This is a genomic window from Sebaldella termitidis ATCC 33386, assembly GCF_000024405.1.
In the GTDB taxonomy this organism is placed as follows: Bacteria; Fusobacteriota; Fusobacteriia; order Fusobacteriales; family Leptotrichiaceae; genus Sebaldella; species Sebaldella termitidis.
This window is the reverse complement of sequence record NC_013517.1, coordinates 2,020,012-2,034,143: the sequence shown is the minus strand read 5'-3', so window position 1 is coordinate 2,034,143 and position 14,132 is coordinate 2,020,012. Positions and strand designations below refer to the sequence as shown.

Here is a 14,132-nt window from a genome sequence, read left to right as displayed (position 1 = left end):
CTAATAAGATATTATCTTTAATTAATAATTAAGTCTAACATTTTATTAAAACTGTGTCAAGCCGGAAAATCACATAGAAAAAAGACTTTTCCGGCTGTATTTTCTTTAATAAATTAATACATAATTACAGGCTGGGGAGGAGGAAGAAAATCTGCCGGTTTTTCACCCTCCAGTATCTTATTGTATCTGTACACATATCTTTTATCCTTGGCATATCCATAATCACCCAGTGTCTGAAATGTTTTTACGTCAGCTTTTTCGAATATTTCTCCTGTAACATATACATAGTTTTTATCTTTTGAAAAAGGCCCTTCTAATATTCGAAAAGTAGCAGGATCAGCTTTTCTGACCACTCTGCTGTTATAATAAACCCTGTTTTTATCCTTGCCGTATTCTCCGTTTAATACTTCAAATGTCGGAGCATCTGCATTTTCTATCTCCTTATCCCAAAAATAAACATGATTTTTATCTTTGGCATATTTATTGTTAAAAACTATATAAGTAGCAGGATCAGCATTTTTCAATATTTTATCAGCAAAAAACACATGGTTTTTATCCCTGCTGCGGCTGTGTCCCAATAATTCAAAACTGTTAATATCTGCATCTTTTATTATCGTATTCCCTATGTATATATTATTCTTAGTCTTTCCGAAAAAATCCCCCAAAAGCTCAAAATCTTCGGGATCAACATTTACTATGACTTTTCCTTCATAGTAAACTGCATTCTTATCCTTGGCGTATCTTTCATTCAAAATTTCAAATGTAGTCATATCTATTTCTGTCAGCTCTATATATGTATAAAATACTCTGCTGCCGTTCACCCTGTATCCAGAAGGATATCTTAATTCCTGAAGTGCACTCAGCATTACTCCGAGCATCAGGAAAACCAATATATTTTTCATAGTTTCCGCTCCTTTTTTTATATTATAACATTTTTATGTGAATTTTGAGTGAATACAAATAATGTTTTTTTATATCAGCAAATATTAAAAGAAGCTGTCATTTCTGACAGCTTCTGTATAAAAACAACACAGTATCCTGTATATTATCATTTACAATATTATTAGATATTTATTTCTCCAAGAGTTGCTACCATAACAGCTTTTATGGTATGCATTCTGTTTTCCGCCTCATCAAAAACAACAGAATTTTCACTTTCAAAAACCTCATCTGTAACTTCCATTTCTGTAATTCCAAATTTCTCATGCATTTTTTCGCCAGTTTTTGTTTTCAGATCATGAAAAGCTGGAAGACAATGCATAAATAAATAATCAGGCTTTGCATTTTTTACAAGAGTACTGTTTACCTGATACGGCTTTAACTGCTCGATTCTGTTTTTCCATATACTCTCATCTTCTCCCATTGATACCCATACATCAGTATATATGACATCACAGTCATCTACTCCTTCTGCTGGATTCTCCGTAAGTGTTATTTTTCCACCAGATTCGGCAGCCAGCTCCTTGGCTTTTTTTACCAGCTCTTCATTTGGAAAAAGCTCTTTTGGCGCTACAATTCTAAAATCCATTCCGAATTTTGCCGCTCCTATCATCAGAGAATTTGCCACATTATTTCTTCCGTCTCCCATAAATGCGAATTTTATTCCTGAAAGATCTCCCTTATGTTCAAGTATAGTCATAAAATCTGCCAGCACCTGTGTAGGATGCGATTCTGTAGTCAGACCGTTCCACACAGGTACACCCGCATATTCAGCCAGTGTCTCGACTATTTCCTGTCCGTACCCTCTGTATTCCAGACCGTCATAAAATCTGCCCAGCACTCTTGCAGTATCCTCTATAGATTCTTTATCACCTATCTGTGATGTAGAAGGTCCTATATAAGTTACATTTGCTCCCTGATCAAAAGCCGCTACTTCAAATGCACATCTTGTTCTTGTAGATGTCTTTTCAAATATCAGCGCTATATTTTTCCCGCTCAGTTTTTTCATTTCGGCGTTATTCTTCTTATCTTCTTTTAGTTTTTTTGACAGATTCAAAAGAAACTCCAATTCCTCTTTTGTAAAATCCAGCAGTTTTAAAAATGACTTTTTTTTCAGCATAATTTCACCTCTTCTTTTCTCAAAATTTTATTTTTCAAATATATTCAATATTTCTTCCATTTTTTCTATAGATTTATCTATTTCTTCCAAAGTTACATTTAACGGCGGAAAGTATCTCAAAACATTATTTCCTGCGGGTACAAGAAGGAATTTATTTTCAAATGCAGTATTTGCAAAATCTCTTGCTGCCACACTTTCATCCAGTTTTATACCTATCAGAAGACCTGTTCCTCTTATTTCCTCTATCAGCTTATATTTTTCTTTTAATTTATTAAGCTTTTCTATAGCATATTCCCCTTTTGCCTTTACTCCAGCGATAACCTTGTTATCCACGAGCTCTGTAAGAACATCATATGCGACTGCACATACCAGAGGATTTCCTCCGTATGTAGAGCCATGATCCCCGGGAACCATTACATCATTAGCTTTCCCCTTAGTCAGACATGCACCTATAGGTACTCCTCCTCCGAGTGCCTTTGCTATAGTCACAATATCAGGTACTACACCCAGCTGTTCATATGCAAATAATGTTCCCATTCTTCCCATTCCGCACTGTATTTCGTCAAATATCAAAAGAGCATTATTTTCACTGCAAAGTTCTTTCAGAGCTTTCAAAAATTCCGGACTTGCTGTCTGTATCCCGCTTTCTCCCTGAACAGGCTCCAGTATTACCGCGCATGTATTCTGATTTACCTTTGATTTCAGGTCTTCTATATTATTAAATAAGCATTCCGTCACATTAGGCATAAGCGGTTCAAAAGGCTCCTGATATTTTTTCTGACCTGTAATCGCAAGTGAACCGGTACTTCTCCCATGAAATGAATCTTTCATATATATTATTTCTGTTTTATTTTTATCTATATTATTTCCATATTTTCTCGCTATTTTTATTGCCAGCTCTATAGCTTCTGTTCCGCTGTTGCTGAAAAATACTCTTTCATGCTCGCTCAAACCTGTTAACTTATCTACCAGCTTTGTCTGAGCATTGCTGTGATACAGGTTTGATATATGAATAAGTGTTTCTCCCTGTTTTTTCAGTGCATTTGCTATGACAGGATGGGCATGTCCAAGGCAGTTTACAGCTATACCCGATACAAAGTCCAGATATTCATTTCCCTGATCATCATAGAGATACACACCTTTTCCTTTTACAAAACTTACATTGAACCTGTTATATACATTTAGTAACATATTTCCTCCTTATAATTTATTAATATTTCACCGTCCCCCTGAATATGGTAATCCATATCTGTAATTATACAAAATATCAGTCGCTTTTTATCATGGTACCGAATCCTTCATAGGTAAACAATTCCAAAAGTATCGAATGCTTTACTTTTCCATTTAGTATTATAACATTTTTTACACCCTTATTGACAGCATTTAGACATGTATTTACCTTAGGAAGCATTCCTCCGGTTATAATGCCGTCATTTATGAGCTTTATCACTTCTGAACTGCTTATTTCAGGAATCAGGGTTGCCTTATCATTATGATCAGTCAGTATTCCGTCCACATCTGTAAGAAACAGGAGTCTGAATGCATTAAGTACTCCGGCTATCTCGCCTGCTACATAATCTGCATTTATATTATAGGTATTTCCTTCAAGATCCTGTCCTATTGATGATATCACAGGAATATAATCTTTTTCCGCGAGTATCTCTATTATCTCAGGATTTATTTTTACTACCTCGCCGACAAAGCCTATATCCAGTTTCTGATTATCCTTTTCTATATATTTTTTCTTGGCCAATATAAGATTTCCGTCTTTTCCGCTTAAGCCCACAGCTTTCCCGCCGTGCTTATTAATATCTGCTACTATACCCTTATTCAGCTTTGCAGAAAGTATCATCTCTGCGACTTCTACTGTTTCAGTGTCACTTACTCTGTTCCCTTCCACAAACTCTGTTTCTTTCCCGAGTTTTTTCAGCATAAGATTTATTTCAGGACCTCCGCCGTGGATAATAACAGGATTTATCCCTACATACTTCATAAGCACAACGTCTTTTATAAATTCCTCTCTTATTTCCTCATCTGCCATTGCACTTCCGCCGTATTTTATTACCACAGTTTTCCCGTAATATTTCCGTATAAACGGCAGAGCTTCTACAAGTGTATCTGCTTTCTCATGATTGTTTAACATTTTTTCTCCTTTTTTAGTTTTTTGTAGTGACCTGTTTATATCTGCTGACAAACAGGAACAGTTTTTAATTACTGTAAAACTCTTTTTAGTCATAAATTTTTTTATGTTCTGTAATCTGCATTTATCTTTACATAGTCATAAGTCAGATCGCAGCCCCAGGCTGTCGCATCATAATTCCCGTCATTCAGATTGACAATAACCCCTACCTTTTCTTCTTTCAGTATTTTTTCTACTTCTTCCTCGCCAAAGTCTATACCCATTCCGTTTTTCGCTACCTGAATTATTTTATCCTCACCTTTTATAAATATCTCAATTTTATCCACAATCAGCTCTGCTCCTGAATATCCCACGGCGCATAATATTCTTCCCCAATTCGCATCTGAGCCGAATACCGCTGCTTTAAAAAGACTTGAAGTAATAACAGATTTTGATACTTTTTTTGCATCTTCCATTGTTCTGGCATTTTTTGTTGTTACCTCTATAAGCTTTGTAGCTCCTTCACCGTCTTTTGCTATGGACTTCGCAAGCTCTTTATTGACAAAATTCAGAGCCTCTTTAAAAATCTTAAATTCCTCACTGTTTTCATCAGTTATCTTTGTATTGCCGGCTGCACCGTTTGCCAGTATTCCCGCCATATCATTAGTGCTGGTATCTCCGTCCACGGAAACCATATTATATGAATCATCAGTACTTTTTGAAAATACTTTCTGAAGCAGTTTTTTATCAATACTTATATCTGTTACGAGAAATGCAAGCATCGTTGCCATATCAGGATGTATCATTCCTGATCCCTTGGCTATTCCGGCTATTGTCACTTCTTTACCGCCGATTTCTATCTTTACGGCTAAATTCTTAGGGAATGTATCTGTAGTCATTATTGCTTCTCCTGCATTATGTCCTCCTTCTTCACTAAGCTCTGGTACTATTTTTTCAAGACCGGAAGCTACTTTTTCCATATCCATCTGAACACCAATAATTCCGGTAGACTCTACCAAAACCTCTGTCGGATGCAGGTTTAGCTTTTCTGCTATTATTTCTGTCATTTTCTTTGCATTTTTATAGCCGTCTTCCCCTGTACATGCATTGGCATTCCCGCTGTTTACTATAATTGCCTGAGTATTTTCCGATTTTATATTTTCCATATCTACCAGTATCGGAGCTGCTTTTACCAGATTTTTTGTAAATACGGCAGCAGATACAGCTTTATATTCACTATAGATTAATGCCAGATCTTTTTTCCCGCTTTTTTTCAGACCGGCGGTTATTCCCGCAGCTTTGAAACCTTTTACATCTGTAATTGTCCCGTTCTTAATTACATTCATTCCTAATCCTCCTAATTTATATAATATTCTCTGATTTATTCTTTTAATCTATCCTGCTGCCTTTAATATCAAAGACCAGAATTCTACATCTATAAACTTCCCGAATTTATTTGCCGCCTCTTTAAAATGTCCTGTTTTCTCAAATCCCGTATTTTTATGGAGCTTTTTGCTTGCTGTATTTGTATGGGATAAAACTCCTATTAATACATGCACGCCTGATTTTTTACACTTTTCTATTAATGAATTATACAGTTTTTTTCCCGTACCTTTTGTTTTTTTGTCCTTATCCACATATATGCTTGTTTCCAAAGTATTATTATAGGATATTCTTTCTCTCCATTTTCTTACATAGGCATAACCTGTTACAATTCCCTCCTCTTCATGAACAATAAAAGGATAGCCGTATTCCAGCGTTTTCTTTATTCTTTTTTCCATTTCCGTTATGTCTATTTCCTCTGTTTCAAATGTAACTGTTGTTTCTTTTACATAATAATTATATATTTTTGCTATTGCCTCAGCATCGCTCAATCTTACACTTCTAATCATTTTTATCCCGCCTTTTGAATTTTATTTTATACATACATAGACAGATAATCAAGTCCTTCTGTTTCGGGAAGTCCGAACATTATGTTCATAGCCTGTACGGCCTGACCTCCTGCACCTTTTATAAGATTATCTATTACAGATACCACTATGATTTTCTTCTTCTTTATATCCGCTCTTATTCCGATCTCACAGATATTTGTATTTTTTATATTTTTTATCTCGGGAAGCTCTCTGCTTATTCTCACAAAATAATCATCTTTATAAAACTCCTCATATATTTTATAAATTTCTTCCTCAGTTATTTCCTCTGTCATATCCAGATAGAGCGTAGAAAGTATTCCTCTGTTTATCGGAAGCAGATGAGGGGTAAATATCACTCCTGCTTCTTTCCCTGCCGCTTTTCCCATCTCCTGTTCTATTTCGGGGGTATGTCTGTGCATAAACAGATTATATGCCTTAAAGTTTTCATTTACCTCTGTAAAAAGCGATTCTGTTTTTAGACCTCTGCCTGCTCCCGAAACTCCAGACTTGGAATCAACAATTATATTTTCAGTTTTTACCAGATTTTTCTTTAATAAGGGTGCCGCTGCAAGTATTGCCGATGTGGGATAACATCCCGGTGCTGCTACTATGCTGCTTTCCTTTATTTTTTCCCTGTAAAGCTCGGGAAGTCCGTAAACTGCCTGTTTGTTTATTTCAGGGTTTTCATGCTTTACTTTGTACCATTTCTCATATGTTTCAGAATCATCAAGACGGAAATCCGCCCCAAGGTCTATTACCTTTACACCTGATTTCAATGCCTGTCCTGCAAGCTTTTCAGACATCCCGTGCGGAAGAGCCATAAACAGAACATCTATTTCATCTAATTTTGTTCCCGCCTCCTCCTGTGATATCAGCTTTTTGTCGAAATATTTTTTATAATTCCCGTATACCTCTGAGATTTCCTTTCCTTCATAGCTGTTTGAAGATATAAATTTTATTTCTGTTTCCTTATGCATGTTCAGAATCCACAAAAGCTGCTGTCCAGCATATCCTGTAGCTCCTACCAGTCCTACTTTTATCATTTTATTTCCTCCTGATTTATTTTTATTTTTATAAAAAAAGGAACCTTATGACAATTCATCATAAGATTCCGCATATATTTACTTCATCTAGCATTTATAATAAAAGTCAACAGCTTGAAGGCCATTGACTAACATTATTATCTATCTATATATACAATGATTAAATTAGTCATGACAAGGGTATTTAATTCTAAAATTTCTTTCCCTTATCCTTCTTATAAATTTAATCATTGCTCTCACCACTCTTTCTTTTTTTATTATATGAAAAGTATATCAGATTTTTTTTGAAAAATCAATATGTTTTGTATATCGATTTTTAATGAAAACATATACAAAACTAATTCTTATTATATAAGCTTATTTTCCATTTAATTTTTCTTCCAGCCACTCTTTTAAAATTACTGCATGATTATAAACAGTATCCTTTGCTGCATACAGTAAAATCACATTTTCTTTTTTCAGCTTATCCGACACTAACTGTATAAATTCACCGCTTTTAGGATTAGTATTCAGTTCATTCAGATAACGGACTTTAAATATATCAAAATTTTCTTCTTTATGTCCGAATTCTTTTCGTATTTCCGGTGTCGGTGTAATATCCTTAAACCATACATCATATTGGAGATCTGTTTTCTTTACTCCTCTGGGCCATAAACGGTCTGCTAAAATTCTGTAGCCTGCCTTTATTTCAGAATCATAAACTCTTTCACATATTATACTGTTCAGATGGTATCACCTGCCTTTTATTTTTTATAACATATTTTTTTACTAAATAAATTTTATAAATTATTATTATTTTATATTTTAAAAATATCAGACTGCTTCATACATTCTTATATGTAATATTTAGTTATAAGCATTCCTATTGAAACCAACGCCAAAAGTACAAATATTCCCCCAAAACCAAGAAGCCGATTTCTTATCCAGCTGAAATTTTTATATTCCGCATCACTGCCCGAGAGAATTTTTTCTATTGTTCTAAGCTTATTATTTATCTCTTCTGTTTGCTTTTTTAAGATATCTCTTTTCGGATATTTTTTCAGCCCTTCTGCTGCGGCAGGAAGCAAAATCCACAGCTTTCTTTCCGTTTTCAGGTAAAGCAGACTATTTTCCGCGAATATTTTCCTGATCTGATAATATCTTATATCCTGTATCACGCCGTTAATATACAAGGTTCCGTTCTCTGCCGTTATCCGTATTTTTTTATATAATGCAAAAAGCATAAAAACCATCAGCTGTATAACTATAAACTGTATAAACCACACTGCGTAACCGTTCATAATTTCTTTTCCCGTATCAGATAAAACAGGTATTTCTGTTTCTGCCATAATAATTATTCCGAATAAAAGAGAAACAGTTACAAAAGACACTATCAAAGGAAGTATAATAAGTTTCATATTTAATGCCTCTATTGTAAAATAACGCTCCTGTATAGAATAATTATATATCTCCCCCGGTATATATTCATCTTCTGCATAATTTCCCCTGTTTTTAGATTTAGCAATAAATAACGTAAGTACAAGTATGAAAAGCACCAACATCAGTATAATCAACATTGGTATAAAAAGAAATACCATTTAATTCTCCCTTTCTACAATAAACTTATTAAAAATATATAATTATTTCTATACTTTGTCAATCATTTTAAAAAGGTTATTTTATTAAATTTACAAACTCTATTTGAAATGATATACTAAAATTAAGAAATTAATTAAAAAGGCGGTTTTAGTATGAAGAATACTGTCCGATATAAAAATATCACATGCAAATCTGCACTGAACAAAGTCAGCGGCGGTTTTCCATATAAATGGGATCTGAATATATACAGAGGCTGTATTCATAACTGTAAATACTGCTATGCCCTTTATTCGCACAAATATATAAATTCCAATTCAGATGATTTTTTTAATGAAATATATGTAAAAACCAATATTGTGGAAGAGCTGGACAGACAGCTCAGCTCCAAATCATGGAAACATGAAGTAATAAATATAGGCGGTGTCACAGACAGTTATCAGGCTGTAGAAAAGAATAACAAAATTATGCCTGAAATACTGAAACTTCTTATTAAACATAAAAATCCTGCTATTATTTCCACCAAATCTACACTTATACTGAGAGATATTGATTTGATAGATGAATTATCCAGACTTACTTATATAAATATTGCTTCCACTATTACCGTTACTGACAGAAAAACAGCTGCTATGATTGAAACCAACGCTTCACCGCCCATGGAGAGATTCCGAATACTGAAAGCCATGCGGAAAACCAATGCCTCTGTGGGAATGCATTCTATGCCTATTATTCCTTATATTACTGACAGCATTGAAAATATAGAATCACTGTTTTCTCATGCAAAAGAAAGCGATGTCCACTATGTACTGCCGGGAATCCTTTACCTGAGAGGAGAAACAAGAAAATCATTTTTTAATTTTGTTCTTCGTAATTATCCCCAGCTGTATAAAAATATTTATATGCTTTACAATAATACTGAAAAAAGAAAAGAATATAAATACAGTCTTTATCAAAATATAAATTTCCTGAAAGAAAAATACTCTATTTCTTTCAGTTATACGAATCCTATGAGGGAAAAAATGAAAAAAGAAAGAAAGTATGATCCGCAGTTAAAGCTGTTTTAGTTTACAAAAATGAAAGGATTTTCATGAAGATATTGGAAAAAATTCTATCTAAAGATAAAAAGAGTAAATTTCCTGTTACTAAAAATCTTAATATAGAAATTGATATTCAAAAAGAAAGTATACTTCCATATGGAAGCAGTGTAATATTAAAAAAATATCCTGCTATTGGGGGAATTATTTCTTCTTCTATATTTCACTCTAAAGATAAAAAACAAATGTATTTTATTCATATTAACGGAAAGAGCAAAACTAAAAGATATATAAAGGATGATTTCATACTGGATTTAAAAGGAAGTTGGGGATATTATCCCTGGTTTCCTGAAGATGGGGATCATTTTATAAGCCCATGTGATCTGGAAAATTTCAAAAATATAATACCCTATGGCAAAATTTTTAATTGCATAGATGATACTGATGAATATATTACTCTTCAACATAAAAAAATGACATTTAATGTCAAAAAAGAGTTATATAAAATTATAAATAATCATGAATTAATAAGTGAGAAATATAATTTAATTTTTTCTAAAAATTTTGAAAAGAAAATAAGTAACCCTGTTAATTTATGGGGACATTATCTTGGCAGTAAAAATGATATTTTTGAAAATTTTTCTTTGTTAGAACAGCATAAAAAAGATTTTTTTCTCAAAAATGGTAAAATACTACAATGTATTGGAAAAGAAGATAACTTTCTATTACTGAAATATTATGAATATATATTAAAAGTTGAACCGAAACTTTTCAGAGTCATACCTGCACCGTTATCTTTTGGTAACATTGTTACTTTGACAAAAAACCCTGAAATCAAAGGGATTATTACTGATATGTATTGGAATTATCCATGCAGAGAATATATCTATATTCTTACAATAAATGGAAAGAAAAGAACAAAAAAATTTTTAATGAAAGATTTTATATAAAAGGCTGATAAACACCAGCCTTTTTATGATTGTTCCAATTCACAATTTTCGATTAGAATCCACATATTTTTTTCATCATATCCTGAAATAATCCCGCTGACACTATAACCCGGATATAATGGCTTTTCTCTGCAATTTTCAATATTCATACATCCGTAACCATTATTCAAATCTAAAACAGCTCCCTGCGGATAAAAATATTTTATTATGCCTGATATATTCTGCCCTTTTTTATATTTCAGCTTTTCAGTATTCCATATCTTACGATAAGGCAGAACAGCATTTTCCCATACCTTCTCAAATTCATCTTTACTTATTATTTCACAATCGTTTTCAGTATCAACATACTGATCTGCCAGACAAGGCTCCAAGCAGGATATGGAAGTTATATTATTCTCATCTATTGTTACCTGCCGTAAAGCAGTTCCCTCATCATTAACTTCAATCCAGTATTTATATCCTTCAAAATCTACAAAAATATATGTCATTCTATCTCCTTAACTGTTTATAAAATAATCAATTTTCTTACATTTAGATTATTTCCCCGATATTTTCCAAAACAGCCTGTATTTTTTTAAAATCCTTTTCGTTATTTGCAGCATACATCATCTGTACATCTCCGCCTGTATGCATTAATGCAATTCTTCCTTCTCCTTTTTCGTATAAATCAACTCTGAAATTCAGCCAGTTTGATAATCCCTCCTGCCTTTTGGAGAAGCTTTGTTCTATTAACTGTATCTCCTGATCAGAAACCCAGTAAAAAGCCTCTGACGAATATTCCAGACACAGACTTGCCTGATATCCGTACATTGCTGTGAGAAAATCAGACAGAGTCTCTGCTGTTTTTACCCAGTTTTTATTATCATAACCTACATAAACCGGGGGATTCTCCATTTTAACATCACTTTTGACAATGCCAGCCTGACATACTCCCTGATTCTCATTAAAAAAAATCATATATTCATAATCAAGAAAAACGGGATATTTTCCGGGCAGTATTAATTCGTCCTGTAAGTACAGCAGCTCGTCAGACTGTCCCAGTTCCAGATAAAACTGTTCAAGAAACAAAGGAATTCCTCCGTATAATTTTCTAACGGCACTGATTTCTTCCGCCGTATATCCTTTAGGACAGGAAACTGCAAATAATTCCTTGATAATATCAATGTATTCCATATTTTCATCTCTTTTCTTCTGCTTTTGATTTTTTATTTTATCTTAGCACAGTTAATATGAATTCACAAATATCAAAATCTTACTCCAATAAAAAAGCACCCTTGTCAGCTTTATGCCGACCTTTGGGTGCTGTATCAAAATCATGTTTTTTTACTGCCCTCTGCTCTTTGCCACGCTGTCTATGAATTTCATCCCGTCTTCAGTCATATCAGAAATGACAATATTGAAACTGTCGTTATTTACAGTACTTTTATCAATCATAAATAAAACAGTATTATTTTTACTTACAGACTTAAATACTATCAGACTGTCACTTTCCACAGTATCAAAATTAGCAGTATACTTATCCCTGAAATAATATGCCAGACCTTTGAACTCCTCAAGATTTACATTACTGACCCCGCCCCAGTAAACAAGCTTATTCCCTGAAAATCCCAAAAATAATTTATCAAAGGTAATATCTAAAAATTTCAGCTGATTATAAACCATCTCATTTCCGTCTATTTCATCTGCCTTCCCGAGTACTCCGACCACTGCATCAGGATTATCTCCCCATTTCAGATCAGTAAATGTTCCTCTGCTAAAAGCTGCCAGTGACATAAACAGGAAAACCAACAGTATTTTTTTCATTTTATCTCTCCAATGCTCTTTAATCTTAGTACAGTATCTTGTCCCTCTCTAAATAAAAACTGCAAGTAAGGACACTGTACCAGAATATATACCGTTAAAATTTTATCTTCAAATATTTTTACAGCAATATTTATAATTACTGATTATATATACTTTATCACTTTATCCGTAAATTTCAAAGCCTTTTTTTAATCTTTCGGTTTTCTCATTTCCTGTGGCAAATATTACATCATGATGATTCTGACCAAGGAGCCATGTAAACTTTTTATCAAAAATATAAAACTCGTCTATTCCCGGAGTTTCCTCAATTACAGTAATCATTGCATCTGTTCTGCCTTCATAATACCAGAATTTTTCTTTTTCCCTGTATGTCTGGGTAAATATAATATATAAATCTTCATCAGTACTGCCGGCTGTATATCTGATAATTTCCGAGGTTTTTTTATAATCAGGCGAATGCTTCCCCCAGCTTATCTCATCTTTCAGATACTCCCATATCCAGCCGTAAAACTTCGCACTCTGTTTTCCGCCCTCTACGAAGGACTGCATAAATTTTCTGTCTATATTCTCTATTTGTGTAATATTTACGCTTTTTAATTTATCTGAAAGGCCAAATTCTTTTATTACTTTTTCTATATTTTTTCTGAACTCTGTCCAGCTTTGTCTCTTCATTTCATACCTGCCGTTCTCTCATATCATTCCATAATTTTTTCCTTTATAAAATAAAAATATAGCTTTATTATAATTTAACAATAAAAAATAATCAAATAATTTAATTTTATCCCCGGAAAATTACGAAAATATAAAAAAGACAGAAACCAAAATCTCTGTCTTTTCATAATATAAATTACATTTTTTTCAACATCTCATTTACTATTTTTATTGAGTTTTCTGCTGCCTTATTTGAGAACTCGTCATAAGTCACATGTGCCGAACCGTCTGCCTTATCAGATATTGCCCTGATAACCACGAAAGGAACCTTATAAAGTGCAGCTACATGTGCAACAGAAGCACCTTCCATTTCCACAGCCCATGCACCGAATGTCTCTTCCAGAACCTTAACCTTGGCTTTATCAGCTATAAACTGATCCCCTGTTGCTATAGTTCCTTTGAATACATGTGTTTTTCCAAGAACCTTCTGAGCTGATGTCTCTGCAAGCGATATCAGAGACTGATCGGCATAAAATTTCCCGTTATCTGATCCCGGTACATTCCCCGGCTTCTCGCCAAAAGCAGTTGTATCGAAGTCATGCTCTACAAGATCAACAGAGATTACTACATCTCCGACATTCAGCTTATTATTTACGGCTCCTGCTACTCCTGTAAAAATTATTTTATCTGCTTTAAATTCTCTTATCAGAATATCTGTAGCCATAGCCGAATTTACTTTACCCACTCCTGACTTTAATAAAACTACATCTTTCCCCTGTAAAGTCCCGCTGTAAAATTCAATTCCCCCGATATTCTTTATTTCTTTTACCTTAATTTCATTCTTCAGTCCCGCTACTTCCTTATCCATAGCTCCTATTATTCCCACAGGCCCTGAAAATACAGAAAATGAAAAGAATGTAAAAATTACCAGTAATAGCTTTTTCATAAATTCCTCCACTTGTTAAGATCTTTGAAAGATAGA

Annotated in this window: 16 protein-coding genes; 2 read left to right on the top strand and 14 right to left on the bottom strand. The window is 33.6% G+C overall.

Features of this window, described 5'->3' with window-relative positions; translation table 11 throughout:
• Positions 1 to 113: 113 nt before the first annotated feature.
• From STERM_RS09380 to STERM_RS09340, 9 genes are all read right to left on the bottom strand, one after another.
• A complete protein-coding gene (locus tag STERM_RS09380; RefSeq protein WP_012861360.1) occupies positions 114 to 902 on the bottom strand; it encodes a DKNYY domain-containing protein in 789 nt (262 codons plus the stop codon).
• Between the two features lie 161 nt (positions 903 to 1,063).
• The gene (argF, locus tag STERM_RS09375; protein ID WP_012861359.1) at positions 1,064 to 2,059 is read right to left on the bottom strand and encodes an ornithine carbamoyltransferase; all 996 of its coding nucleotides are present in this window, start codon (positions 2,057 to 2,059) and stop codon (positions 1,064 to 1,066) included.
• A gap of 27 nt (positions 2,060 to 2,086) precedes the next feature.
• Positions 2,087 to 3,250 carry an aspartate aminotransferase family protein gene (locus tag STERM_RS09370; protein WP_012861358.1) on the bottom strand — a complete coding sequence of 388 codons (1,164 nt, stop codon included), beginning with the start codon at positions 3,248 to 3,250 and terminating at the stop codon, positions 2,087 to 2,089.
• Positions 3,251 to 3,326: 76 nt separating this feature from the next.
• On the bottom strand, positions 3,327 to 4,202 hold the full coding sequence (argB, locus tag STERM_RS09365) for an acetylglutamate kinase (protein WP_012861357.1): 876 nt from the start codon (positions 4,200 to 4,202) through the stop codon (positions 3,327 to 3,329).
• 101 nt (positions 4,203 to 4,303) lie between these two features.
• Positions 4,304 to 5,524, bottom strand: coding sequence for a bifunctional glutamate N-acetyltransferase/amino-acid acetyltransferase ArgJ (argJ, locus tag STERM_RS09360; protein ID WP_012861356.1), 1,221 nt, complete (start codon positions 5,522 to 5,524; stop codon positions 4,304 to 4,306).
• Between the two features lie 48 nt (positions 5,525 to 5,572).
• Positions 5,573 to 6,070 carry a GNAT family N-acetyltransferase gene (locus tag STERM_RS09355; protein ID WP_012861355.1) on the bottom strand — a complete coding sequence of 166 codons (498 nt, stop codon included), beginning with the start codon at positions 6,068 to 6,070 and terminating at the stop codon, positions 5,573 to 5,575.
• Positions 6,071 to 6,096: 26 nt separating this feature from the next.
• A complete protein-coding gene (gene argC / locus STERM_RS09350) occupies positions 6,097 to 7,134 on the bottom strand; it encodes an N-acetyl-gamma-glutamyl-phosphate reductase (RefSeq protein WP_012861354.1) in 1,038 nt (345 codons plus the stop codon).
• Positions 7,135 to 7,491: 357 nt separating this feature from the next.
• Complete coding sequence (locus STERM_RS09345) at positions 7,492 to 7,848, bottom strand: DUF488 domain-containing protein (protein ID WP_256595011.1); 357 nt, start codon at positions 7,846 to 7,848, stop codon at positions 7,492 to 7,494.
• A 119-nt stretch (positions 7,849 to 7,967) separates the two neighbouring features.
• Positions 7,968 to 8,711, bottom strand: coding sequence for a hypothetical protein (locus STERM_RS09340; RefSeq protein ID WP_012861352.1), 744 nt, complete (start codon positions 8,709 to 8,711; stop codon positions 7,968 to 7,970).
• Positions 8,712 to 8,864: 153 nt separating this feature from the next.
• On the opposite strand from STERM_RS09340, the gene STERM_RS09335 reads away from it, so the two are divergent.
• Positions 8,865 to 9,776, top strand: coding sequence for an SPL family radical SAM protein (locus STERM_RS09335; RefSeq protein ID WP_012861351.1), 912 nt, complete (start codon positions 8,865 to 8,867; stop codon positions 9,774 to 9,776).
• Between the two features lie 23 nt (positions 9,777 to 9,799).
• Entirely contained in the window at positions 9,800 to 10,696 is an 897-nt protein-coding gene (locus STERM_RS09330; RefSeq protein WP_012861350.1) for a DUF6960 family protein, read from the top strand.
• Between the two features lie 23 nt (positions 10,697 to 10,719).
• Here STERM_RS09330 and STERM_RS09325 read toward each other — a convergent pair whose 3' ends face one another.
• From STERM_RS09325 to STERM_RS09305, 5 genes are all read right to left on the bottom strand, one after another.
• A complete protein-coding gene (locus STERM_RS09325) occupies positions 10,720 to 11,184 on the bottom strand; it encodes a hypothetical protein (protein ID WP_012861349.1) in 465 nt (154 codons plus the stop codon).
• 43 nt (positions 11,185 to 11,227) lie between these two features.
• Positions 11,228 to 11,869: a hypothetical protein gene (locus STERM_RS09320; protein WP_012861348.1), complete on the bottom strand. Its 642-nt coding sequence runs from the start codon at positions 11,867 to 11,869 to the stop codon at positions 11,228 to 11,230.
• Between the two features lie 150 nt (positions 11,870 to 12,019).
• Positions 12,020 to 12,499 carry a hypothetical protein gene (locus STERM_RS09315; RefSeq protein WP_012861347.1) on the bottom strand — a complete coding sequence of 160 codons (480 nt, stop codon included), beginning with the start codon at positions 12,497 to 12,499 and terminating at the stop codon, positions 12,020 to 12,022.
• Positions 12,500 to 12,661: 162 nt separating this feature from the next.
• Positions 12,662 to 13,171, bottom strand: coding sequence for a DUF6756 family protein (locus STERM_RS09310; RefSeq protein ID WP_012861346.1), 510 nt, complete (start codon positions 13,169 to 13,171; stop codon positions 12,662 to 12,664).
• A gap of 175 nt (positions 13,172 to 13,346) precedes the next feature.
• A complete protein-coding gene (locus STERM_RS09305; protein WP_012861345.1) occupies positions 13,347 to 14,096 on the bottom strand; it encodes a 5'-methylthioadenosine/adenosylhomocysteine nucleosidase in 750 nt (249 codons plus the stop codon).
• Positions 14,097 to 14,132 lie beyond the last annotated feature (36 nt).